Annotated in this window: 13 protein-coding genes; 5 read left to right on the plus strand and 8 right to left on the minus strand. The window is 70.8% G+C overall.

Going from position 1 to position 23,887, the window contains the following annotated elements; all coding sequences use genetic code 11:
• Positions 1 to 1,005 carry a methylmalonyl Co-A mutase-associated GTPase MeaB gene (gene meaB, locus AC07DS_RS22640; RefSeq protein WP_479147851.1) on the plus strand — a complete coding sequence of 335 codons (1,005 nt, stop codon included), beginning with the start codon at positions 1 to 3 and terminating at the stop codon, positions 1,003 to 1,005.
• Positions 1,006 to 1,059: 54 nt separating this feature from the next.
• Here meaB and AC07DS_RS22645 read toward each other — a convergent pair whose 3' ends face one another.
• From AC07DS_RS22645 to AC07DS_RS22655, 3 genes are all read right to left on the minus strand, one after another.
• Positions 1,060 to 1,878 (minus strand): SDR family NAD(P)-dependent oxidoreductase, encoded by an 819-nt coding sequence (locus AC07DS_RS22645; RefSeq protein ID WP_479147853.1) that lies wholly within the window; start codon positions 1,876 to 1,878, stop codon positions 1,060 to 1,062.
• A gap of 87 nt (positions 1,879 to 1,965) precedes the next feature.
• Positions 1,966 to 3,345, minus strand: coding sequence for an esterase/lipase family protein (locus AC07DS_RS22650; RefSeq protein ID WP_479147855.1), 1,380 nt, complete (start codon positions 3,343 to 3,345; stop codon positions 1,966 to 1,968).
• A complete protein-coding gene (locus AC07DS_RS22655) occupies positions 3,342 to 7,493 on the minus strand; it encodes an AAA family ATPase (RefSeq protein ID WP_479147857.1) in 4,152 nt (1,383 codons plus the stop codon). The genes AC07DS_RS22650 and AC07DS_RS22655 overlap by 4 nt, the downstream gene beginning before the upstream one ends.
• Positions 7,494 to 7,871: 378 nt before the next feature.
• On the opposite strand from AC07DS_RS22655, the gene AC07DS_RS22660 reads away from it, so the two are divergent.
• A complete protein-coding gene (locus AC07DS_RS22660; RefSeq protein ID WP_479147859.1) occupies positions 7,872 to 8,894 on the plus strand; it encodes a translation initiation factor 2 in 1,023 nt (340 codons plus the stop codon).
• Between the two features lie 24 nt (positions 8,895 to 8,918).
• On the opposite strand, the gene AC07DS_RS22665 is transcribed toward AC07DS_RS22660, so the two are convergent.
• Positions 8,919 to 9,368, minus strand: a complete 450-nt coding sequence (locus AC07DS_RS22665) for a DUF4231 domain-containing protein (protein WP_479147861.1) — start codon at positions 9,366 to 9,368, stop codon at positions 8,919 to 8,921.
• A 43-nt stretch (positions 9,369 to 9,411) separates the two neighbouring features.
• Entirely contained in the window at positions 9,412 to 10,152 is a 741-nt protein-coding gene (locus tag AC07DS_RS22670) for a TioE family transcriptional regulator (protein ID WP_479147862.1), read from the minus strand.
• A gap of 131 nt (positions 10,153 to 10,283) precedes the next feature.
• Here AC07DS_RS22670 and AC07DS_RS22675 point away from each other — a divergent pair, with 131 nt between their 5' ends.
• The 3 genes from AC07DS_RS22675 (at position 10,284) to AC07DS_RS22685 (ending at position 13,400) form a co-directional block, all read left to right on the plus strand.
• Complete coding sequence (locus AC07DS_RS22675; RefSeq protein ID WP_479147864.1) at positions 10,284 to 11,267, plus strand: ATP-binding cassette domain-containing protein; 984 nt, start codon at positions 10,284 to 10,286, stop codon at positions 11,265 to 11,267.
• Positions 11,264 to 12,088, plus strand: coding sequence for an ABC transporter permease (locus AC07DS_RS22680; protein WP_479147865.1), 825 nt, complete (start codon positions 11,264 to 11,266; stop codon positions 12,086 to 12,088). The genes AC07DS_RS22675 and AC07DS_RS22680 overlap by 4 nt, the downstream gene beginning before the upstream one ends.
• Positions 12,089 to 12,212: 124 nt before the next feature.
• Positions 12,213 to 13,400, plus strand: a complete 1,188-nt coding sequence (locus AC07DS_RS22685) for an erythromycin esterase family protein (RefSeq protein ID WP_479147867.1) — start codon at positions 12,213 to 12,215, stop codon at positions 13,398 to 13,400.
• 118 nt (positions 13,401 to 13,518) lie between these two features.
• Here the strand turns inward: AC07DS_RS22685 and AC07DS_RS22690 are convergent, their stop codons facing one another.
• From AC07DS_RS22690 to AC07DS_RS22700, 3 genes are all read right to left on the minus strand, one after another.
• Complete coding sequence (locus tag AC07DS_RS22690) at positions 13,519 to 13,899, minus strand: winged helix-turn-helix domain-containing protein (RefSeq protein ID WP_222440987.1); 381 nt, start codon at positions 13,897 to 13,899, stop codon at positions 13,519 to 13,521.
• Between the two features lie 266 nt (positions 13,900 to 14,165).
• A complete protein-coding gene (locus AC07DS_RS22695) occupies positions 14,166 to 14,378 on the minus strand; it encodes an MbtH family protein (protein WP_479147869.1) in 213 nt (70 codons plus the stop codon).
• A 46-nt stretch (positions 14,379 to 14,424) separates the two neighbouring features.
• Positions 14,425 to 23,880: an amino acid adenylation domain-containing protein gene (locus AC07DS_RS22700; RefSeq protein WP_479147871.1), complete on the minus strand. Its 9,456-nt coding sequence runs from the start codon at positions 23,878 to 23,880 to the stop codon at positions 14,425 to 14,427.
• Positions 23,881 to 23,887 lie beyond the last annotated feature (7 nt).

The raw sequence follows: 23,887 nt of genomic DNA on the forward strand, positions 1-23,887 counted from the left end.
ATGGCAGCGATCGATCTCGACACGTATGCGAAGGGTGTGCTCGACGGGAAGCGGGCGATCGTGGCCCGCGCGATCACCCTCGTCGAGTCCACCCGCCCCCAGCACCGGGCGCTGGCGCAGGAGTTGCTCACCGAGCTGCTCCCGCACAGCGGCCGGGCGCGGCGGATCGGCATCAGCGGGGTGCCGGGGGTGGGCAAGTCGACGTTCATCGACGCGTTCGGCACGCTGCTGACCTCGCAGGGCCACCGGGTGGCGGTACTCGCCGTGGACCCGTCCTCCACCCGGACCGGCGGCTCGATCCTCGGCGACAAGACCCGCATGGAACGCCTGGCGGTGGACCCGGACGCCTTCGTACGCCCCTCCCCCAGCGCGGGCACGCTGGGCGGGGTCGCGAAGGCGACGCGCGAGTCGATGGTGGTCATGGAGGCGGCGGGCTACGACGTGATCCTCGTCGAGACCGTCGGCGTCGGCCAGTCCGAGACCGCGGTCGCCGACATGGTCGACTCCTTCCTGCTGCTCACGCTGGCCCGCACCGGAGACCAGCTCCAGGGCATCAAGAAGGGCGTCCTCGAGCTGGCCGACGTCATCGCCGTCAACAAGGCGGACGGCCCGCACGAGCGTGACGCGCGCGCGGCGGCAAGGGAGTTGGCGGGCGCGCTCAGGCTGATGCACGGCAAGGAAGCGTTCTGGACGCCGCCGGTGCTCAGCTGCAGCGCCCGTGAGTCCGCCGGCCTGGACGTGGTGTGGGAGCGGCTGGAACAGCACCGCACGCTTCTCGACTCCACCGGCCGGCTCACCGCCAAGCGACGCGACCAGCAGGTCGACTGGAGCTGGTCGATGGTCCGCGACGAACTCCTGGGCCGCCTGCACGCGCACCCCGCGGTACGCGCGGCCGCCCCCGCCCTCGAACAGCAGGTCAGGGACGGCACATTGACGGCGACCCTGGCGGCGGAACGCATTCTGGCCGCGTTCGGGGAAGGGCCGGATTCCGCGGCCGACGCGTGAGCCCACCCTGCGACCCGGCCACCGGATCGCAGGGTCCGGCCCCCGCATGAATGGTCACCGAAGCGGACCGCGCGGCGTGATCCGGAAGTCGAAGGCGTGTGTCCCGGGGTCGAGGGCCGTCGCGCCGCCGTCGACGGTGAGCACGGCGCCGTTGACGTACGACGCGGACGGGGACAGCAACCAGCCGATGGCCTCCGCGATCTCCCGCGGCTCACCGGGCCGCCCCATGGGCAGCAGCCTGGTCGCCTCCTCGTAGGCGGCCTCCAGGCCTCCGTCGCCCAGGTCCGCCTCCTCTGCGAAGCGCGCCATGCGCCGGTCGGCCATCTCGGTCCGTACCCAGCCGGGGCACACGACGTTGGCACGCACGCCCTGTCGCCCGTAGTCGACGGCGACGGAACGGCAGAGCTGGAGCAGGGCCGCCTTGGAGGTGGCGTACGGGGCGTTGCCCGTGCCGTTGCGCAGTGCGGAGACCGAGGCGACGCCGACCACGGCTCCCTTGCTCTCCAGCAGGTGCGGGATCGCGGCACGCAGAAGGAGCAGCGGACCGGTGACGTTGGTGCGCATCACCTCGTCCCAGTCCGCGAGGGACAGGTCCCCCACGGCTCCGCCGCGCCCGATGCCCGCGTTGAGCACCAGCCCGTCGAGCCGTCCGTACGCGGCCAGGGCCGCCCGGACGAGGCTCTCGGCCGCTTCGGGGTCCCCGGCGTCACAGGGGTGTGCGAGGGCCCCGGTCTCCCGCTCGACGCGCTCCAGGGGTTCGGTCCGCCGGCCGGAGACGACCACCTGATGACCCTGCTCGCACAGCAGCCGGGCGGTGGCCTCCCCGATGCCCGTACCTCCACCGGTCACGATGACAACACGCTTGTCCGACACCGCAGTTCAGCCCCCTTCTTCGAGATCGTCAACGGTGTTGAGCCTAGGGCCGGTGCGGCGGATCGTGCGGGCGTCGGGCAGGTACGGCTAGACGACCAACAGCACGTCCCGGCACGAGTACTCGGCGGCCTTCGAGTAGACCTCCAGGGTCCACCGGCCCGGTTCGGCACGCAGTTCGGCGCGGAAGTCCCCGTCTCCGCACGGCTGCATCGCCTCGTCCGCCACGGACCTGCCGTCCGCGCCGAGACGGCGGACCCGCAGCCCCATCGCGGTGTCGGCGTTCGCCGCCCACACCTCGAAGGGCTCTCCGGCCCGGGCGAAGTCGGGAAACTCGACGCCGACGGGCTCCCCGGTGCTCAGCACCCCGGCCGGTTCGAGGCCGTCGCAGACGCGCCTGAGCTGCTTGAGGGCGTGTTCGGAGTTGATGAGGTCGGCGTGCCTGCTGTCGAGCCACACCGCCTGACCGGTGTCGGACCACTCGGGCGGGATCTGGGCGATGTGCGCCACCGTGCCGTCGCCGAAGAGCGGCAGACCCCGGTCTTCCGGATCACCGGAGTCCGAGAAGTCCTGATGGAACGTCGGCCTTCCGTCCGAAGAGAGGGAGAGCGCCTGGTCGGTCCGGTGCTTGTCGCCCCCGAGCGGGACCAGCGTGTAGCGCCTCGGGCCATGGACGGCGTCGTTCTCCTCGATGGCGTCCTGCACCTCCTGGAAGAAGGCGAAGGAGTCGTCGATCGCCCGCGTCTCCACGCCCTCGACCGGTTGCCCCCGCAGCCGGGACCTGCCCTCCTGACGGTCGACCACCACCCGGTAGGTGGGGACGAGCTGGCCGAGCGAGGGGTAGGTCGAGCAGACCTCGTGGATCCACTCGCGGAACGGGCTCGGCACCCATCGCACCCGGCCGGTCAGGAACCGCAGCGCCTTGACGCTCCCCGAGAAGGGCGTGCCCAGCGTGGCGACCGACCGGGTCTGCTCCCATCCCCCGAGCACCTCGGTGTAGTACCGCACCACCAGACCGCCCATGGAACGGCACAGGAAGATCACCTTCGCGTCCTTGGCCTGCGGAAACCGCTCGGGGTCGGCAGTCTCCTGCCACCGGGTCAGCCGTTCCTGGACGAAACGCCCGAGCTTCTCGGCCGAATTGCGGTTGCTCAGACGCCAGTCGTAGGCGAATTCCACGAACCTCTCCTGCTCGATACCGAGCAGCTCACGGAGGTCCGGGTACTCCATGTTGGAGATCAGTCCGGGCAGAAGACGCGGGCCGCGGATCACACCGCCCAGTTCCAGGGCGTGCGGCGGCTCCGGGTCCTCGTCCCCGATGCCCTTGGGGAGTCTGAGCACGTCTCTCGTTCGTCCGGGCCGGAAGAGCCCGCTCATGGCCTCCGGGGTCAGGTCCCAGATGTCGGCTCCGTTCCGGGTCAGGGCCGTGCCCATGATGCCGGGGACGAGAACCACCAGATCGTCCTTCAAAGAACGCGCTCCTTGTCTCTTCGTGGGGATCCGACCGGCCAGGGCACGAACACCTGATCGCAGCGGACACTGTTCTGCGCGATGCCCTGGATCATGAGGGTGATGCCACGGCCGTCGAAGGCCGAGTCCACGCCCGTCACGTCGTACCCGCGCGATTCCATGGGGTCCAGCGCCTGCTCCCGCCTGACGTCCCAGAGCCGGAGGCGGCCGGACTTCCGGCTCCAGCCCACGAGCAGGGGCCGCTGCGCCGGACCCGCCAGAGCGACACCGTCGAGTACTCCCCCGTCCTGCCGCGGCAGGACGGTCGGCACGGCGTAACCTCCGTCGCACTCGACGAACTTCACCGTCTCCCCGGTGGTGAAAGCGATCAGCGGCACCGGCGTGTTCGTGCGCTTCAACAGGCCCGCGGCCACAGCCTTCGCCCGGATGACGCCGACCGGCTGCGGCTTCGCGCCGGGCTCCGTGAGGTCCCAGACCCGGACCACGTTGCCGCCCCAGGCCGACAGCCACGAAGGGCCCGAGGCAGCCCCCACCACGTCGAGCCGCTGCACGGCGCCGGCGGCTCCCATCCAGAACGTCTGCCCTTCGCTCCAGGTGCCGGAGTCCCGCAGCTCGCGTTCCCAGGTGACCACGCTCTGCTGCCCTGACGGCCACAGCAGCCGCAGCCGGCCCCTTCCGGTGGCCTGGAGAACCAGGGAAGGCACCGGCCGGTCCTCCGGCCCCGGCAGGGCGAAGCTCTCGGTCCCGAGCACTCTCAGCCCTGGCCCGAGTGTCCAGAGCAGCACCTGCCTGCGTCCGACCGCGGCGGTCAGCCAGCGGTCACCGACCCTCGTCGCGGCGAGCGCCTCCACCCTCGCGGGATGTGCGAGCCGGAGCGACTCACCTGCCTGCCCGTCGAAGGAGTGCGGGCTGACCAGTACGTCCGAGCCCTGGGCGCGGCTCATCAGCACGGTTCCGTCGGGTCCTGGATCCGTCACCCGCAGCCGTGTCCTGCCGACCGCTCTCCCGCCGGTGTGGCGGGCGTCCGCCACTGCACCGTCCGCCGGTGGTTCATGCGGCTCCCAGACTCGGATGCGCGTCTCGTCCGCCACCGCCAGACGTCCTGTTCCCGAGGGGTCGAAGACCAGGGACTGGTGATCGTGATCGCACGGCAGCGAGACCTGTTCCGCGCCCTCCTCGTCCCAGACACGGACCGCGGCGCCCTCCCCCACCGCTGTCAGCAGTCCACGCGGCCCCCGTCCGACGGTCACGGCCCGGCCGGCGCTCGCGGGTGCGGGGCCGAACAGCGGGCGTGCCTCTCCCTGGAAGAGGTCGTCCATCCGCCAGGTGTGGAGCGTATGGCCGTCCAGCGCCCCGATCACCGCCCCGGATCCGGCTCCGTCCGGCAGGGCCAGTGCCGACACCGCGACGACCTGCTCGATGCCGTCCCCCAGTGACCGGACCTGCCTGAGCGGCTCCTTCATCGTCTTCCGGCCGGGCACCTCCCACACCTTCACACCCGCGGGCCCACCGGTGATCAGCGCGGCTCTCTCGCCCGCCACCAGGAGACAGGCGCAGAGGGCCGGCGTGCGGACGGTGTGCGTGCGGAGTTCGTCCCGGGAGTACTCGCCGGTGCTGTCCCACCGCCACAACCACACGCGGTCACCGTCGACCGTGGCGAGGAGGACCTCCCTGCCCCACCGCACCGAGTCGACCGTGCCCGGAGTACCGCCCCAGTACAGCTCCTCCACCGGGTATCTGCCGTTGCCGTGCCACATCCGCACGCACCGGCGGTCCACGGTGGCGACCACCCGGTTGTCGCCGCGGCCCGACGCCGTCACGCCCCGTTGCCGCGGCGGGGCGCCCCAGGTGGCCGGCCCGGTGTCCCTGCCCCGGATCTCGTGTCCCTCCGCGGTCCAGGACTTGACCTCACCGGCGCCCGACGCGTGGATGATCCCGTCGGCGTGCGACTCCCAGTGCACGGCGAGCGCCCCGCCGGGCGGGGCGGGCCAGCTCCTGTGCAGCGGAAGCCGTACGGCGCTGCTCCACACGTCGTCCCAGAACACCGACGACGGCTTCGGCACGGCGGTGAGGAACTCCCGCGAGAACATGGCCAGCGCGGTGGCCCGGAGCATCGCCCATCTGCCCTCCTCCGCCTCGTGCCGGCGGAAGTGGCCGGCGACGCCCAGGTAGAGCGCGCTGTGCGGAGTGGTCGTGAGCCGGGCGGCGACCAGGGGCTCGAGGACGTCGGGCGAGGCGGCCACCAGGAAGTGGCAGTCGCCCACCAGTTCCTCCAGGAGGTCGTCCCCGCCCAGGGCGGCGTGCGCGGTGAGGTGGCGCTTCACGTACTGCTCCGCGGTCCGCCAGTCCTCACCGCGGCGCGGGGTCAGAGCCCGGTGGACCGCTCGGTGCTGTTCCCGCTGCCGCAGCTCGTCGCCGAGCAGATGGGCGCCGAAGCTGGGGTGGTGGAGGCGGTAGACCTCCTCGCCCGCCTCGACATCCTTGGCGATCGTCACTCCGGTGGCCCGGCGGATCACGTCGCGCAGGTCCGGCTCCCCGTACTCCCTGCTCTCCGGCGCGCGCACCGCGTTGGTCACGGCCAGCCACACCCTGGGCTGGGGCAGTCCGACTCCCTGGGCCAGCGCCAGGGCGGTCATGAAGTCCCGGACCCGGGCGGTGTCCTGCGGGTCGAGGCGTAACAGCTCCTCGGCCAGGAGGGCGTCCAGGACGGACGTCCCCTGCCGCAACTCCCTGCGCACCTGCTCCGCGTCGGACGGCACCGGCCGCTCGGCCACGTGCCGTGCCCACAGGGTGGCCACGAGGAAGAGGCCGTTGCTGCCGGCCGCGATCTGCCGGGCGACGGCGCCGCGTTGCTGCTCGGCGTGCGGCAGCGCGTAGGGGGAGTCCCCCTCGGCGAGCAACCGTTCGACGTGCCGGGCGATGTCCTGCTCGGTCTCGACCTTGCGGTCCAGCTCCAGCATGGTGGTGCTGTGCAGCACGTCCAGCAGGGTCTCGGCGCGCAGCTCGCCCGGAAGACGGCGGCGGGCGTTCGGCCGGGTGGCGACCACCACGCGTACGCCCGGCAGGGCCGCCAGCGGGTTGAGCAGCCCCCGGGCGAGGTCGAAGGAGTGCCCCGCGGCCGCCTCGTCGAGTCCGTCGAACATCAGGGTGAGACTGCCCTTGCGCTCTGCCAGCGCCTCGACCTGCCGGACCAGGCTGTGCGGTGATCCCTGCCTGACCTGTGTCGTGTCCAGTCCGAGCGGGGTGAGGCCTCGGGCCAGTTCCTCGCAGAGCGTCGACAGTGTCCGGCCGCGGCAGTGGAGCGCGGCGTTGACCGAGCGGAGTTCGGGCAGCACCCCGGGGCGCCGGTCCTGGGGCAGGGAGGCCACGAAGTGCTCGACGGTCAGGTGCGCCACGTACGCGAGGAGCGTCGACTTGCCCGCGCCGGACGCTCCCGTCACCGTGAGCATCCCGGTTTCCTGGGTGCGCAGCCAGTCGACGAGGTCGGCGAGCACCCGGTGCCGGGAGGCGAAGTCCCGCAGGTGCCAGCTCTCTCCCGAGCCGGAGAAGACCGGCAGTTCCTCGCCGGCGAGTTCCTGGCCGATCCAGGAGCGGTCGTCCTCCGGGCGCAGCGCGGACCGTGCCCGCGGGGACCAGTGCGGGTTGGGCAGGAACCAGGCGCGCAGTGTCTGCGGCTCCTGCCAGAAGGGGACCTGTCCCCCGGCCCGGCTCCGGACCGCGCTCATCAGCTGCTGGAACGGGACGTACTCGTTCTCGCGCTGGAAGATCCGGGCGCTGCCGTCGATGAGCTGTTCCGGAGTCGACAGGACCTCCTCCAGGCAGTCGACCCAGTGTCCCTCCAGCGCCTCCTGCCGTGATCCGGCGGTCGCGACGACGGCGAATCCGACCTCGGCGTCGTCGACACCGGCGTTCAGCCGCGCGTCCTTGACGTGGTGGCTGACCTCGCGCACCGCCTCGCCCGAGAAGCAGGCGTCCAGGACGAGCAGGGTGTCCGTGGGGTCCTCGGCGAGCCACGAGACGAGTTCCTCGGCCGAGACCCCCCGGCCGGGTTCGAACTCGCCGCCCTGGTAGCTGTCTTCGCAGGCGAGGTAGAAGGCGCCCGACACGACTTCGCCGTGCCCGGTCCAGTAGAGGATCTTCCTCGCCACCGCCTGCTGTCTCAGCCGCAGCACCAGATCGCGGATCTGTTCACGCCCCGCGGACGGTCCGGGCCCGCCGCCCCTGCCCGCACTCGCTACTCCCAGTGACGGCGCCTCAAAACCGAGTCGTGCGGCCTGTTCCACGAAGCGAGAGGCCGTCTTCCGCAACTGTGTACGGTCCCTGACCCGTCGTGCGTCACCCCGGTATCTGTCGACGACGACGGTGGCGACCACACCGTCGCGTTTCTTCCCCCGGTCCAACCGAACTCCCCCTCCAAAGAGTTCAGCCACCCGTCCATGCCACGCGGCAGGGCCGTCTGTGGAAACCTGACGTCTCACACCTGACAAGGTGCGCCGCTCACGCTACTCGACACGGGGAGAGAACTCGTGGAATCGCGCGACCGCATGGTCATCGGGAACTTCGTCACGGACTGTCACATCTTCGAGGGAGACGGCACACGCCCGATCCCGAAGGAGAATGTCCAGATCATCTACGAACCGGGGCTCCGCCGCGTGGAACTCCCCGTCGAGGTCCAGCGGTGGCGGGAGGACATCGAGGCGGAGATGCAGCGCCGGCAGGCGGCGGGTGAGCCGTACGCCTGGAACAACCCCCGTTTCGCCGTCGAGAGCATCATCACCTCGCGGAGCGACGAGACCGAAGAACCCTTGGTGCGGATGAGTCTGTGCGACGCCGACTACTACGACTTCATCGCCACGTCCGTGAACCTCGACGAGCCGCTGCGCGAGCGGGAGTCCGCCACCCTGCGCTCCCAGTACCTGGAGAACGCCGACCCGGTGACGGCGCCCGCGTTCCTCTCCTGCAGCTTCGGCGTCAACGTGGCGGTGGAGACGGGACCCGACCGGAAGATGGTCTTCGCGCGGCGCAGCGTCAAGGTGGAGGGCCACAACAAGGTGCGCTGGAACTCCTCGGTCAACGAGGGGCTCGCCGCCATCCACGACGTCCCCGAGGACGGCTCCCCCATCAGCCTGCACGCGGTGGCGCGCCGCGCGCTGCGGGAGGAACTCGCCGTCCAGGACGAGGACGAGGTCGAGCTGGAACTGCTCGCCTTCGCGCTCGACGTGCGCAACCACCAGTGGGCGGCCTTCTACCGGGCCGTGCTCCCCGGCCTGACGGCCGACACCCTCGTGGCCCGCCGCAGCCGCGGCATCGAGGACAAGTGGGAGCACGACCGGTTCGACTTCGTCCCGGCCGACCCCGACAGCGTGCTCGACTTCATCCTGCGGAAGGAGCCCGGGGAGTGGACCCCGTGCGGGCCCGCTCTCTTCTACCTGGCCCTCGTCCGCGCGGCCGTCGTCGCCCGCGGCGGCAACCGGTCGGGCCGGCTGGACGTCGAGGCCGCCGAGCGGCGGGCGGTGGAACGGCTCGCCACGTCCGCCGCCCGTAAGTAGCCCCGGCGCGCCGGGGGCGGCTCGTCAGAAGACGTTCCGCTCCCGGTGCTGCCGGCGCAGTTCCAGGAACTTCGTGCGTACCTCGTCGGCCGGCATGCCGCCGCCCGCCTGGATCCGCAGGTCCGCCAGGGCGTCGCGGGACTCCATGAACCCGCGCCACTTCTGCTGGGGCTTCAGCCAGGTGTCCACGGCCGTCATCACCGCGACGACCAGTGCCAGCACCGGCACCCAGGTGATCAGCCAACTCCCGTGGCCGCCGCCGAGGTTCTGGTCGGCCGCCACGATGGCGCTGGCGATGATGAGCAGGATGCGGCTGAGGTAGTAGGTGACCCCGTAGTTGAAGGTGGCGATCCGCCACCTGCGCATCTCCCTGTCCAACTCCTTGACGAGGGGCTCGGGCAAGGGCTCGGGCAGGGGCTCGGCTGCTGCCCGCTGCTCGGTTTCCGTCACGGTTTCGACGTCGTCCTCGGCCATGCGTCCCCCTGCCTCCCTGTCAGCGCGTGAACATCGCCCATTCTCACCGACGGTGCGACGGCTGGGGCGGGGTGATGTCGAGGAGGGCTGTGTAGCGGGCGAGTTGGACGGAGGCGTTGAGCATCGCCACGCCCCGGACGGTGAGGCGTTGCCGCCAGTCGTCGAGGGCGGCGGACAGTGCCTGGGTGCCGCCGGCGGTGCGGATCTGCTGGACCACGGTGGCGATCTGGTCCAGTTGGTAGCCGCCGCGCCTCAGGAGATGGGCCAGTTCCGCGTCACGGACCTCGGGGGCGCCGTACGTGCGGTGGCCGGTGACCGGTGCGCGGTCGGGGGCGAGGATGCCCGCCGCTTCCCAGTTGCGGAGGGTCGCCGCGGTGACGCCCAGGCGGTGGGCCAGTTCGCCGATGCTGAAGGTCTCGCTGCTCACCGGTGTGTGCGCGGCGATGTCGGGGCCGGTGGTCAGATGGGCGACGGCCTGCCCGACCGCGTCCAGTGTTCCCCGGTCGCGCAGCAGTTGGGCATGGCTGCGGTCGACGGCCGTGAGCGCGGCGTCGAGTCCGCCCGTGTTGAGCGCCCGCATGATCTGCCCGCTCACGGCGTATCCGTGCGCCGGGACGAGCGCCAGATAGGCGCGCAGGGCGGCCGCGTGCGTTTCGGTGTAGACCCGGTAGCCGGACGGGGTGCGGTCGGCGAGCGGGATGCACCCGTCCCGCTCGTAGTTGCGGACCGCCTGGGTCGAGATGCCGTGCTCACGGGCCAGATCGGTCGGACGCAGGTAATCCATGGATTGAGACTTTAGCGCACCATTCCTGCGGCTTTTCTTTCAAAGTTTCAACGGGGATTGCAGGTATACGCTTGAGCTTCATGAACCGGGAAGTTCAAAAATCGCCACTGCTCGGAAAGGAAATCCGGTAAATGCCGGCAGCGATCGAAGTGGCTGGACTGTGCAAGAGCTTCGGCTCGGTCATGGCACTCGACCACCTTGAACTCACCGTGCCGGAGGGCACCGTACACGGTCTGCTCGGCCCCAACGGCGCGGGCAAGACGACCACCGTCCGCCTCCTGAGCACCCTGATCGGCCCGGACGACGGGACGGCCGAGGTGTTCGGCATTGATGTGCGCAGCGACCCTCGAAGGGTGCGGGCCATCATCGGACTCACCGGGCAGTACGCCGCGGTGGACCAGTTGCTGACCGGGCGCGAGAACCTGCACATGATCGGCCGGCTGTTCCGGCTGTCCAAGTCCGACAGCAGGGCACGGGCGAGCGAGCTGCTGGAGCGGTTCGACCTGGGCCGGGCGGCCGACCGGCAGACGAAGACGTACTCGGGCGGGATGCGCCGCCGGCTCGATCTCGCCGCGAGCCTCATGGCCCGCCCCAGGCTCATCTTCCTCGACGAGCCGACCACCGGCCTCGACCCGCGCAGCCGCATGGCGGTGTGGCAGATGGTGCGCGAACTGGTCGCGGAGGGCACCACCGTGCTGCTCACGACGCAGTACCTGGAGGAGGCCGACCAGCTCGCCGACTCGCTGTCGGTGATCGACCAGGGGAAGGTCATCGCCGGCGGCACGCCGGACGAGCTGAAGGCGCAGGTGGGCCAGGACTGGGTCGGCATCACCCTCATCGACGGCGCAGCCCTCGACGAGACCACGAGACTCCTGCGGGAGCGGCTGGGCATCGAGCCGACCGCCGACCCGGAGACGCTGGTGGTCCACGCGCCGCTGGCCGACGGCGGCACGCTGCCCGATCTCCTGCATCTGCTCAGGGACTCCGGCGTCGCGATCGGCAACGTGGCGCTGCGCCGCCCCACGCTCGACGACGTGTTCCTCGCCGTGACCGGTCATTCCGCCGAGCACAGGACCGACCGGCAGAGCAGCGGGAAGGACAAGGAGCGGTCATGACGTCCACGGCCCTGACCTTGCAGAGCGACAAGGCCGGCGCGAAGCCGCGCAGCGCAGTCTCCTGGTGGTTGTCCGACGTGTGGGAGATGACGCTGCGGAACATCCGGCACACCTTGCGCAGCCCCGAGCTGGTGAGCTTCTCCCTCCTCCAACCAGTCATGTTCATCCTGCTGTTCACGTATGTGTTCGGTGGCGCGATCAACATCGGGGGCGGACGGTACGCCCAGTTCCTGCTCCCCGGCATCTTCGTCCAGATGGCGCTCTACGGCTCGGCCGCCGGCACCACCATCGGCATCGCCACGGAAATGCGCGAGGGTCTGATGGACCGCTTCCGTTCGATGCCGATGAGCCGCTCGGCCGTGCTCGTCGGCCGTACGGTGTCGGAGATCTTCCGCAACGCCGTCACCGTGGCCGTGACGGTGCTCATCGGCCTGCTCGTCGGATTCCGCTTCCTGGGCGGGTTCCTTCCGGCGGTGGGCGGCATGCTGCTGTTGCTGCTGTTCGGCTACGCGGTGTCCTGGTTCGGCGCCTTCATCGGTCTGTCGGTGCCCAATGCGGAGGCCGCCCAGGCGGCCGGTGCCGTGTGGATCTTCCCGTTCACCCTGATCTCCTCGGCGTTCGTGCCGACCAGCACGATGCCGGGATGGCTCCAGGCCTACGCCGCCCACAGCCCCATGACCGCGGCCGTCAACGCGCTGCGCGCGCTGTTCAGCGGCGGCCCGGCGGGCAGCTACGTCCTGCAGACGATCGCGTGGTCGATCGGCCTGATCCTGGTCTTCGCCCCGCTCTCGGTGCGCAAGTACGCATCGAGCTCCCGCTGATCCCCCTCCGACCCGCCCCCCTGGTTGATCAACGGTTTGAGACTTCCCGACGCAATCGAGCCCGCTTGGGGGGCCTGATTTTCGGGAAGTCTCAACCGGTCTTGCAATGGTTCAATTGAGACACATGAGAAAGAACCTGCACGACCTCACCGTGGCCTCATGTGACCTGCTGGCGTTCGGTGAGCCGACCCACCAGGAGCCCGCCTTCGGGTGGGTCCGCAACGAGCTGTTCGTCCAGCTGGCCGGGCGCGGCTTCCGGTCGATCGCCCTCGAGACCGACCGCGTGGCCGCGCTCGCCGTGAACGACTTCGTCCAGGGGGGAGCCGGAACCCTCGACGCGGTCATGCGCGAGGGCTTCTCCCACGGCTTCGGGAACCAGGGGCCCAACCGGCAGCTGATCGCCTGGATGCGCACCTACAACGAGAACCGGCCGCCGGAGGAGCGCCTGGCGTTCCACGGTTTCGACACCCCGACGGAGAACCACAGCGCCCCCAGCCCGCGGCGCTATCTCGAGCACACCCGGGACTACCTGCAACTCGGTGTCGACCTCACGGACCTCCTCGGCGACGACGAGGGCTGGAGCCGCACGGAGGCGGTGATGGACCCGGCCATGTCGCTCGGCGCCACGGCCGAGGCCGAGCAGGCGCGCTCGATCGCCGAGGCGATGCTCACCCTGCTGCACGCGCGCGAGCCGGAGCCGGCCGCGGCGGACGCGCACGCCGAGTGGTTCAGGGCCAGGACGCATCTGACCGCAGGCCTCGGCCTGCTGCGGTACCACAAGCAGTGTGCGCAGAGCCTCGAACACGCGGCGCGGATCTCCCGCCTGCTCGCTACCCGGGACTCGCTCATCGCCCAGAGCCTCCTCGACGTCCGCAGCGCCGAGGCACTGCGGGGCCCGACCCTGGCCTTCGGCCACAACCTGCACTTCCAGCGCGATCCGAGCAGCTGGTGCCAGGCGGACCTGGACCTCAACTGGCACGGTGCCGGCACCGTCCTCGGGCCGCTGATGGGCGAGCAGTACGGCTTCGTCGCCGGCAGCCTGGGCCGCAGCGAGGCTCTCGGGCTCCTGGATCCCGAGCCCGACACCTACGAGGGTCTGCTGCAGAACGGCACCACGGCCTGGCATCTGGCAACGGACGTCACGGACGCCGCCGCCCGCACGCGGACCGACATCGCCCCGCAGCAGGGCTACCGCCCGCTCGACCGGACGATCCTCGAGGGAGCCGACGCGGTCCTGCACATCAGCGACGGTACGGCCGCCGCGGAGCAGTCGCAGGACGCAACTCTGCCCGTGCTGGCGCTCAGTTCGTGATCGGTGACGGCACCGCGCCGACGGATCCGTCGGGGCGCCTGCCCGCACCTGGGTGATGTTCTCCGGCTCGACACCGCGTGGCCCGACTGCCGCACGCGGTGTCGTGGCGGGCACGCCCTCAGGCGGCCGCGTGCTCCAGCACATAGCCGCGTCCCCACGCGGTCCTGATGACCAGATCGATCGGGGACAGGCGGCGGCGGAGCCGCATGATGTGCAGGTCGAGCGAGTTTCTCGTGGGCATCGGCACCCGGTCGGCGAGCCGCTGCGTGAGTTCGTGCCGGTACACGACCTCTCCGAAGTGCTCGATCAGCAGCTCCATCAATTCGGTCTGTGCATTCGAAATGGTGATCGAATGCGGTCCGAAACACAGCGTTCCGGCCGAATCCAGGGTCGGAACCTGGCGGCTGTCGAGCCGGTTCTGTAACGCCTTGACGCGGGCATCTAAATCCTCTCGGGATATGGGCGCCCGCACCCAGTCCTCGAACGGGTCGTTGCACACGGGAGGGCGTGCACCCCCCTCCACGACGAGAAGACGGGGCACCCCCTCCCTCCTACATCGATTCCGCAGGTCCGTTTGTGCCGGCCATCGGACGAACATCACGTCGCTGTTTGTGCCAGCCACAGCACAAGCCTCCCCGTTGACGCTCATGGATTGGTCAGGTCCATGCCTCTATGCCATGTTAGGTTGTTCGGCCTGCAACCGGCAGACGGTACCGATCCGTTCCGGCCCGCCCAGAGCGTGCGCCTTTCACCACGGCGCGCGAACTACCGGTCCATCGCCTCCCGGAGACTGCGGGGCCGCATGTCGGTCCAGCTCTCCTCCACGTAGGCGACGCTCTGCGCCCGTCCCGCCGGACCGAAGACGACACGCCAGCCGGCCGGAACCTCGGAAAAGGCGGGCCACAGCGAGTGCTGGTCCTCGTCGTTGACCAGCACATAGAACTGGCCATTCTCGTCGTCGAACGGGTTGATACTCACCCTAATCCTCCAGATATCGATCCAACGGTCAAGGGTTTGGCCCAGATCATCGCGCTGCGCGCAGAATCTGGTTGATGACACGACAGATTTCAGCCGCGTTACGCGGCCAGTACATTTCGTTGTGGGCGCAGGGGATGTCAAAGCGCTGGATTCGGCCGTCTACGAACTCCTGCCACAGCACCTCGAGTTCCTCCTCCAGCTGCCGCTTGTCATGGGTCTCCGGGTCGAGGAGGGCGTTGAAGAAGACCACGTCGCCGTGGTACCGCGGCGACGTGAACCGGCGCATCTGCTCCATCTCGCCGACGAAGATGGAGGAGGCCGTGGCGACCAGGGTCGGGTATTCCTCCATTCCGGCCAGATGGCCCATGTAATTGGCCAGGAATCGGCGCACCATGGCCTCGTCGAGGGCTTCGAGATCGGCGAAGTGGCTGGAGGGCGCGGCGTCCAGCAGGGCCAGGAGCGCCACCTCGTGTCCGCGGCGCTGCAGTTCCGCCGCCATGGCATGGGCCAGGGTGCCGCCGAAGGACCAGCCCAGCAGGTGGTAGGGGCCGCTCGGTTGGACCTCCAGCACCTGCCCGACGTAGTCGTGGACCATCTCCTCGATGGAGCTCGCCGGCGGCGTGGTTCCGTCGAAGCCGCGCGCCTGGATGCCGTAGAGCGGCCAGGCCCGGTCGATGTGCCGGGCGAAGCCCAGGTAGGGCCAGCTGAGCCCGCCGCCCGGGTGCAGCCACCACAGCGGGGGCTTCTCCCCCTCGGTGCGGATGGGCAGCAGCACGGCGAACGGGTCCTCGAAGCCGACCTCCGTGTCCGCGGACAGCTGCGCCGCCAGTTCGGCCACCGTGGGGTACTGGAACACCGTCCGGATCGGCACGTCCACGCCCAGTTTCTCGTGGATCTGCCAGACCAGGCGGGTCAGCCGCAGGGAATGGCCGCCGCAGGCGAAGAAGTCGTCGTCGATCCCGATCCGGTCGAGGCCGAGCACCTCGGCGAAGAGTCCGGCGAGTTCCTCCTCGCGCGGTGTGCGCGGGGCGCGGTAGTCGCCGGCGGTCGGGTCGGGCTCGGGCAGCGCTGCCCGGTCCACCTTCCCGTTCTCGGTGAGCGGCAGCCGGTCGAGGACGATGATCTCGCCGGGCATCATGAACTCCGGCAGCCGGCCCGCGAGTTCCTCCCGCAGCCGCGAAGGCAGCCGGGACACGCGGCGGGACACCGCGGGCACGTTCACCAGCCGCGACGAGGGGGCGTCGGCGGGCCGGTACACGCCGTCGCAGCACCGGGCGTCGACATCGGGCAGGACCACCGCCTCGAAGCAGTCCGCCGCCTGGGCCGACCAGGTGCAGTACACCGCGAGCCCGCGTGCCGCGCCCCATGCCTCCAGCTCGGCGGGGTCGAGTGTGCCTCCGGTCTCCGCCGGGGCGCCCCACTCGGCGACCTCGCCCGCCAGCCTGGCGTTGGGGATGCGAGTCAGGCGCAGTTGGCCGCCGTGCCGGGCCAGCGCGGTCTCCACGTCGGCCGGTTCACGCACGTCCGCTCCCCAGACCGCCGTGGGCAGGTCCGCCAGGTGCAGCGAGCGGGTGGGTTCCTTGTGCAGCACGACCTCGTAGCGGTGGCGGGTCAGTTCGTTGTGGTGGCTGCCCTGCTTGAGGCGGATGTCGGCGGCGACGGCCTCCGGACGTGCCGCGGCCCAGCGGGTGAAGTAGCCCGGGTCGACGACCAGTTCCTTCTCGCCCAGAACCGCGCGTTCGACGGCGGCCTGCACCGCGGCCGGGCCGTCGTCCGGCTGCCGGGAGCGGTGCACCGCGGCGCTGAACATCCGCAGGGTGCGGTAGTTGCGGACGTCCCCGATCACGATGCGCCCGCCGGGCGCGAGGCGGTCCATCGCGAGGTCGAGCACCCGGGTGAGGTAGTCGGCGTCCGGGAAGTACTGCACGACCGAGTTCAGGATCACGGTGTCGAAGAACCCGGTCGGCAGCCCCTCCGGGTCGTCCGCCGCCTGGCAGCGCAGCGACACCTTGTCCGACAGCCGCCGGTCGGCCCCGGTCTGGGCCCGCAGCCGCTCGATGACGGGTGCCGAGAAGTCGGTGCCCCAGTACTCCTCGGCCTCCGGTGCCAGCGGTCCCAGCAGCAGGCCCGAGCCGACGCCGATCTCCAGCACCCGGCGCGGCCGCAGGGCCCGCACCCGCCCGAGCACAGCCTCGCGCCAGGCCCGCATCTCGGGCAGCGGGATGGCCCGACCGGTGTAGGAGCTGTTCCACCCGGTGAAGTCCTCGCCGACCCCGCCCGGCTCCACCGCTGTCCCGCCGTACATCTCGTCGTAGATCTCACGCCACTCGCCGACCTGCTCGACCGCGTCGCGGCCGGTGGAGGCGGACGCGTCGGGCACCACGTAGGCGACCATGCTGCGTTCACCGAGGCGGTCCTGGCGTACGGCGACCACCGCGTGCGCCACCCCGTCGCGTTCACGCAGCACCGCTTCGAGTTCGCCCGGCTCCACGCGGAAGCCGCGGAGCTTGATCTGGTCGTCGGCCCGGCTCACGTACTGAAGGCTCCCGGCCGTGTTCCAGCGCACCAGGTCGCCGGTGCGGTACATGCGCGCCCCGGGCGGCCCGAACGGGTCGGCGACGAACCGCCCGCCGGTCAGGCCGGGCCGGGCCGCGTACCCCAGGGCCACTCCGTCGCCCCCGATGTACAGCTCACCCACCACTCCGGGCGGTACCGGCCGCAGCCGGTCGTCCAGGACCAGCAGCCGGCTGCCGTCCACGGGTTCGCCGATGGGCAGCGGGTCGGTGCACCGGTCCGCCGAGGACACCCGGTACCGGGCGGCGAACGTGGTGGTCTCCGTCGGGCCGTACCCGTTCACCACGGTGATGCCGGGACAGGCGTCGAGGACGCGGCGGACGGCGGTGGGCGAGAGCACGTCACCGCCCGCCCACACCTCGGCGACGTTCGTGAAGCACTCCGGGTGCTGCTCGGCCATCACGGCGAACAGCCCGGCGGTCAGCCACAGTCCGGTCACCGCCCGCTCGGCGACGACACGGGCCAGCTCCGCGGTGTCCGGCCGTCCGGCGCGGGCCACCACGGCGGTGCCGCCGCCGAGCAGCGGCACCCACAGCTCGTACGTCGACGCGTCGAACGTGTGCGGTGAGTGGACCAGGACCCGGCGGTGGGCGCCGGTGGCCCAGCAGCTGTCGAGCGCGAGGTCGACCACGTTCCGGTGGGTCACCTCCACGCCCTTGGGGCGGCCGGTGGAGCCGGAGGTGTACATCACGTACGCGACGCTGCGCTCCCCCACGCCGTCGGCGTCGAGCGGCGAGTCCGGGCACCCGTCGAGGTCCACGTCGGCGAGCCCCTCGTCCACGGTGACGGCCGGGGCGAGGTCGGCGAGCATGAACTCGATGCGCTCGGGCGGATGGGTGGGGTCGACCGGTACGTAGGCGGCGCCGGTCTTCAGCACGCCGAGGATCGCCGCCACGAGCAGGGGCGAGCGTTCGAGCACGAGGGCCACCCGGGTGTGCGGGCGGGCGCCGCGTACCCGGAGGTGGTGGGCGATGCGGTTGGACCAGCGGTCCAGTTCGGCGTAGGTCCAGCTGTGCGTGCCGTCCGCGGAGACCACGGCGATCGCGTCCGGGGTCGCGGCGGCCGTGGCGGAGAAGCGCTCGTGGACGGTGCCGGCCTCGAACCCGGCGTCCCGGCCGCGACCGCCCCACCGGTCCAGCGTCGCGCGCTCGCCGTCCGCCAGGATGTCCACGGCCCCGACGGACGTCTCCGGTGCGGCGACCACCTGGCCGAGGAAGTGCAGCCAGCGGTCGAGCAGGGTGGTGATCGTGCCGGCGTCGAACAGCTCGGTGGCGTACTCGGCGAAGCCCTCGATCCGGGCCGGCCCGTCGTCGTCCCGTTCGGTGAGGCTGATGAACAGGTCGAAGCGCGAGGTGCCCATGCTGAACGGTTCCTCGGACACCGCCAGGCCCGGCAGGGCGAACTCGGGCCGCGCGTTGTTCTGCAGTGCCAGGCACACCTGGAAGAGCGGGTGGTGTGCCGGCGAGCGCACCGGGTTCAGCACCTCGACCAGGTGCTCGAACGGAATGTCCTGGTGGTCGTAGGCGGCCAGGCTCGACTCCCTTACCCGCCGGACGAGTTCGGCGAAGCCGGGGTCTCCTGAGGTGTCCGCCCGGAGCACCCAGGTGTTGACGAAGAAGCCGACCAGCCCGCCCAGCGCCTCGTCGGTACGGCCCGCGATCGGCGAACCGATCGGCACGTCCGTACCCACGCCCAGCCTGGTGAACAACGCTGCCAGCCCCGCCTGCAGCACCATCGACACGGTGGCTCCGGTCTCCCGGGCCAACCGGCGTACGCCTTCGGTCAGTTGCTCGTCCAGTGCGAGCGGAACCAGGTCGCCGGCGTACGACGCCACTGCGGGCCGTGACCGGTCGGTGGGCAGGTCGACGGTCTCGGGCAGGCCGGCCAGATGAGTGGTCCAGTAGTCCAGCTGCCGCCGGTACAGGCTGCCCGGGGAGTCGGTGTTCCCCAGCAGTTCCCGCTGCCACAGGGTGTAGTCCGCGTACTGCACCGGAAGCGGCCCCCACTCCGGCGTCCGGCCCTCGCGGCGTGCCTCGTACGCCGCGGTCAGGTCCTGCGCGAGCGGGAGAGCCGACCAGCCGTCCGCCACGATGTGGTGCGCGCCGATCAGGAACACCGACTCCAGCTCGCTGATCCGGAACAGCCAGGACCGGAAGGGGATCTCGCCGGCCAGGTCGAACGGCAGCCGCGCCGCCTCCCGCAGCACGTCGGTGAGTTCGGCCTCGGTGACCTCGTGCTCCTCCCAGGGAACCTGGATCGCGGTCGGCTCCAGGATCTGCTGGTACGGCTGCCCGTCCGCCTCGCCAAAGACGGTGCGCAGGGACTCGTGCCGCACCACGACGTCGTGCACGGCCCGGCGGAGCGCGGCCGTGTCGAGGTCACCGCGCATCCGCAGTGCCAGGGAGACGTTGTACGTCGCCGAAGGCCCCTCGAACCGGTGGATGAACCACAGCCGCTGCTGCGCGAAGGAGACCGGCAGCCGCTCCGGCCTGTCCTGGGGCAGCAGGGGCGGGCGGACGTTGCTCAGGGACGTCAGGTGTTCCGCCAGCTCGGCGACCGTGGGCGCCTGGAAGACCAGCCGGATCGGGATCTCCACACCGTGCACGGCGCGGATGCGGCTGACCAGTCGGGTGGCCAGCAGTGAATGGCCGCCCACGGAGAAGAAGTTGTCGTCGACGCCGACCCGGTCGAGTCCGAGCACCGCGGCGAAGAGCGCGCACAGCGACTCCTCCTCCGGTGTGGACGGGGGCCGGCCGCTGCTGCCGGCCGAGTAGTCGGGCACGGGCAGGGCGCGTCGGTCCGGCTTGCCGTTGTCCGTCAGCGGCACGCTGCCGATCGGCACGATCGCCGCCGGCACCATGTACTCGGGCAGGGTCTCCCGCAGGTACGCGCGCAGCGTGGGCAGCAGCGCGGTGATGGCGCCGGCGGCCACCGGGTCGTTGACCAGGGTGCGTTCGCCGGCCGTCGGCAGGTACGTGCCGGTGAGGATCCGGCCGGCCACCGGGTCGTCCCGGAAGACGAGCACGTCCATCCGGTCGACGGCGTCCGCGGACCACGTCACCACCGCGTCCCATCCGTGCACCGCGGCCCACGCGGGAACGTCGCCCGGGTCGAGCGCGGGCACCGCCGACGCGACGGAGTCCTCCTGGCCCAGCTCGCGCGCGGCCGCGACCTCGTCGGACAGGCGCGCGTTCGGGACGCCGGTGATGCGCAGGACCGGCGCCTCGTGATCGCTGACGTCGCGGACAAGGCGGCCCAGGTCGCCGTCCCACGCGACGGTGGGAACGGTGTCCAGGGGCAGCGGATCGGCAGTACCCGGCTTGTGCAGCACCACCTCGTAGCGGTGCCGGGTCAGCTCGTTGTGCGCGCTGCCGTCCTTGACGCGGACGTCGACAGCGACGCCCCCCGCACGGTCGGCCCAGCGCAGGAACCAGTCGGGGTCGACCACGAGTTCCTTCTCCAGGAGCACGGCCTGCTCCACCGCGCTGCGCAGCACGGCCGGTGCCGCATCCGGATGCTTCACCCGCTGTACACCCGTCTGCAGCACCGGCAGCGAGCGCGCTCGCCGGATGTCACCGAGGACGATCCGGCCACCCGGCGCCAGCAGGTCCCACGCCCCGTCAAGAACCTGCTGCAGGTACTCGACGTTGGGGAAGTACTGCACGACCGAGTTGAGCACCACCGTGTCGAACCGGCCGCGCGCAAGCCCCGACAGGTCGTTTGCGGCCTGGCACCGCAGCCGGACCCGGTCCGCCAGACCGGCCCGCGTCACCTGCTCCCGCAACCGCCCGATCACCCGCGAGGAGAAATCGGTCGCCCAGTACTCCTCCACCCGGCCCGCGATCCGCGCGAGCAGAAGACCCGAACCGACACCGAGTTCAAGGACACGCTGCGGCGACCAGCACAGAACCCGGTCCACCGCCGCGTCCCGCCACGCACGCATTTCCTCCGACGGGATCGGCTCACCGGAATAGGAACTGTTCCAGCCGACGAAGTCCTCACCGAACCCACCCTCGCCGCCGCCGTCACCGACGCCGTCGTCGGAATACGCCTGGTCGTAGACCTCCTGCCACTCCCCGACCTGCTCGTCCGCCCCGCGTCCGCTGTCCACGGCCTCGGGGTCGGCGACGACATAGGCGACCAGACGCAGATCACCCGGCTGGTCCTCGCGGGCGGTGACAATGGCCTGACGCACGGCCGGATGACGGGCCAGGGTGTGCTCGATCTCGCCCGGCTCGATACGGAACCCACGCAGCTTGACCTGATTGTCCGCACGGCCCAGAAAGCAGATGTTGCCGTCCGGGAAGAAACAGGCCCGGTCACCCGTCCGGTAGAGCCGGTCCCCGTCCCGCCCGCCGAACGGATCACGGACGAAACGCTCCGCGGTCAGATCCGGACGACTGGCATAGCCGACACACAGACAGTCCCCACCGATGTAGAGATCCCCCTCGACACCGACCGGGCACGGCTCCATGTCCTCGTCGAGAATGTAGTACCGCGCGTTGTCGATGGGCCGGCCGTACGGAATGCTCCGCCAGTCCGGATCGATCTCCCGCACCCGGAAATAGTTCGACCACACCGTCGCCTCGGTGGCCCCGCCCAGACTGATGATCTCCGCGTTCCGGAACACCCCCCGGACCTCGTCCGGCAGCGACAACGGCGTGTAGTCACCGGAGAGGAAGACGACGCGAAGGTCGTCGGTTCCCTGGTGTCCGGTGTTGCCGGAGAGCACGGAGGCGACCTGGTTGAGGGTGGTGGGCACCGAGTCCCAGAAGGTGATCGGTTCGGTGAGCAGCAGGTCGAGCAGGAGCTGGGGGTCGCGTTGCTGGGTGGCGTCCGCGATGTAGAGGCCGCCGCCGCAGCCGAGAAGACCGAAGATGTCGAAGACGGAGAGGTCGAAGCCGAGCGAGGTGACGCACAGGGCCACGTCGTCGGGACCGAAGTCGAAGGTGCGATAACACCAGTTGAGGAGGTTGTGGACGGGGCGATGGGTGACCTCGACGCCCTTGGGCTTTCCGGTGCTGCCGGAGGTGAAGATGATGTAGGCGGTGTTGTCCGGCCCGGCGACCGGTTGCGGATCGGGCAGCGCCGCCTGTGCCGCTCGGGTCTGGTCCACCTCGATGACCGCGACTCCGTCCGGGACCGTCCAGCGTTCGGTGTCCGCGGTGGACAGCACCATGGTCGCTTCGGCGTCGGTGAGCATGTCGGCGACGCGGTCGGCCGGCAGCGACGGTTCCAGGGGCAGATAGGCGCCGCCCGCCTTGAGCACGCCGAACACGGCGGCGATCATGGCCGGGCCGCGGCGGATGCCGACCCCGACGACGGTCTGCGGGCCGACGCCGCGCTCCTTGAGGTCCCAGGCGATACGGTTCGCCTGCTGGTTCAGCTCGCCGTAGGTCATGGTTCCGCCGGCCCAGCGCAGTGCGATGGCGTCGGGCCGTAGCCGGGCCTGCTCCTCGAAGAGCAGGTGCACCGGGCCCGGGCAGGGGAAGTCGCGTGCCGTGTCGTTCCACTCGACGAGAATCCTGTGGCGTTCCTCGGCGTCGAGCGGGCGGCCCGCGGCCTCGCGCGGTGCGGCCGCGACGGCGTGCTCCCGCTGCGTGTCGCCCGGTATGCCGAGCGCGCCGACGGTGGTCTGCGGGTCGGCCACGACCTGCTCCACCACCCGGACGAACGCCGCCGCGAAGCCCTCGACCGTCGAGCGGTCGAAGAGGTCGGTGGCGTACTCGATCTCCCCCGTCACCGACCCGTCGGACTCGTCCGGCGCGAGGTTGAAGAACAGGTCGAACTTCGCCGATCCCGTCGGTACGGGCTCCATGGACACCGTCACACCGGGCAGGTCCAGCTCCGGCCGCGCGTTGTTCTGCCAGGCGAGCACGACCTGGAACAGCGGGTGATGAGCGGTCGACCGCTCCGGCCGCAGCAGCTCCACGAGCCGCTCGAACGGCACGTCCTGGTTGTCGTACGCCGCGAGCGCCTTCTGCCGTACCTGTTCCAGGACCCGGTCGAACGACCGGTCCGCGCTGACCTGGACCCGCAGCGCCCAGGTGTTGACGAAGAATCCGATCAGATCGCTCAGCGCCTCGTCGGTGCGGCCCGCGATCGGGGCACCGACGGTGACGTCCTCGTCGCCGCCCAGCCGGTGCAGCAGCATCACCAGCGCGGCCTGGAACACCATCGACACCGTCACGCCACGTGCCCGCGCCAGCTCCTCGACGCGCGCCCGCACCTCGCCCGGGAGTCCGAGTTCCACGGATCCGCCGCGGAAGCTCGCCACCTCGGGGCGGGGTCGGTCCAGCGGCAGTGCCAGCGGTCGTGAGATCCCGGCCAACTCCTCGCGCCAGTGGGCCGCCTGGACCGAAAGGACGCTCTGCGGATCGGACTCGTCGCCGAGCAGTTCCTGCTGCCACAGCGCGTAGTCGGAGTACTGCACGGGCAGTTCGGACCATTCCGGGGCGCTCCCTGCCACGCGGGCCCGGTACGCCACCGAGATGTCCCGCGCCAGCGGCGCCAGCGATCCGCCGTCACCGGCGATGTGATGGATCACCAGGACCAGCACGAATTCCTGTTCACCGCACTGGACGACCGATCCCCGCAGCGGTACGTCGACCGCCAGGTCGAACCAGCTGCCGGACACCGACGACACCACGCCCGGCAGCCGGTCGGGGGCGACCCGGCCCCAGTCCTGCCAGGGAAGCTCGATCTCGGCCGGGTCGAGGACCCGCTGGAACGGCTGGCCGTCCACGTCGTCGAACACCGTCCGCAGGACCTCGTGGCGGACCAGCACGTCCTGGAACGCGGCGCGTAATGCGGCCGTGTCGAGGCTTCCGTGGAACCGCAGGAGCAGCGGGATGTTGTACGTCGAGGAAGGACCCTCGAAGCGGTTGATGAACCACATCCGCCGCTGCGCGTAAGAGAGGGGAATCATGGTGCTT

This window comes from Streptomyces sp. NPDC044064 (assembly GCF_056434245.1).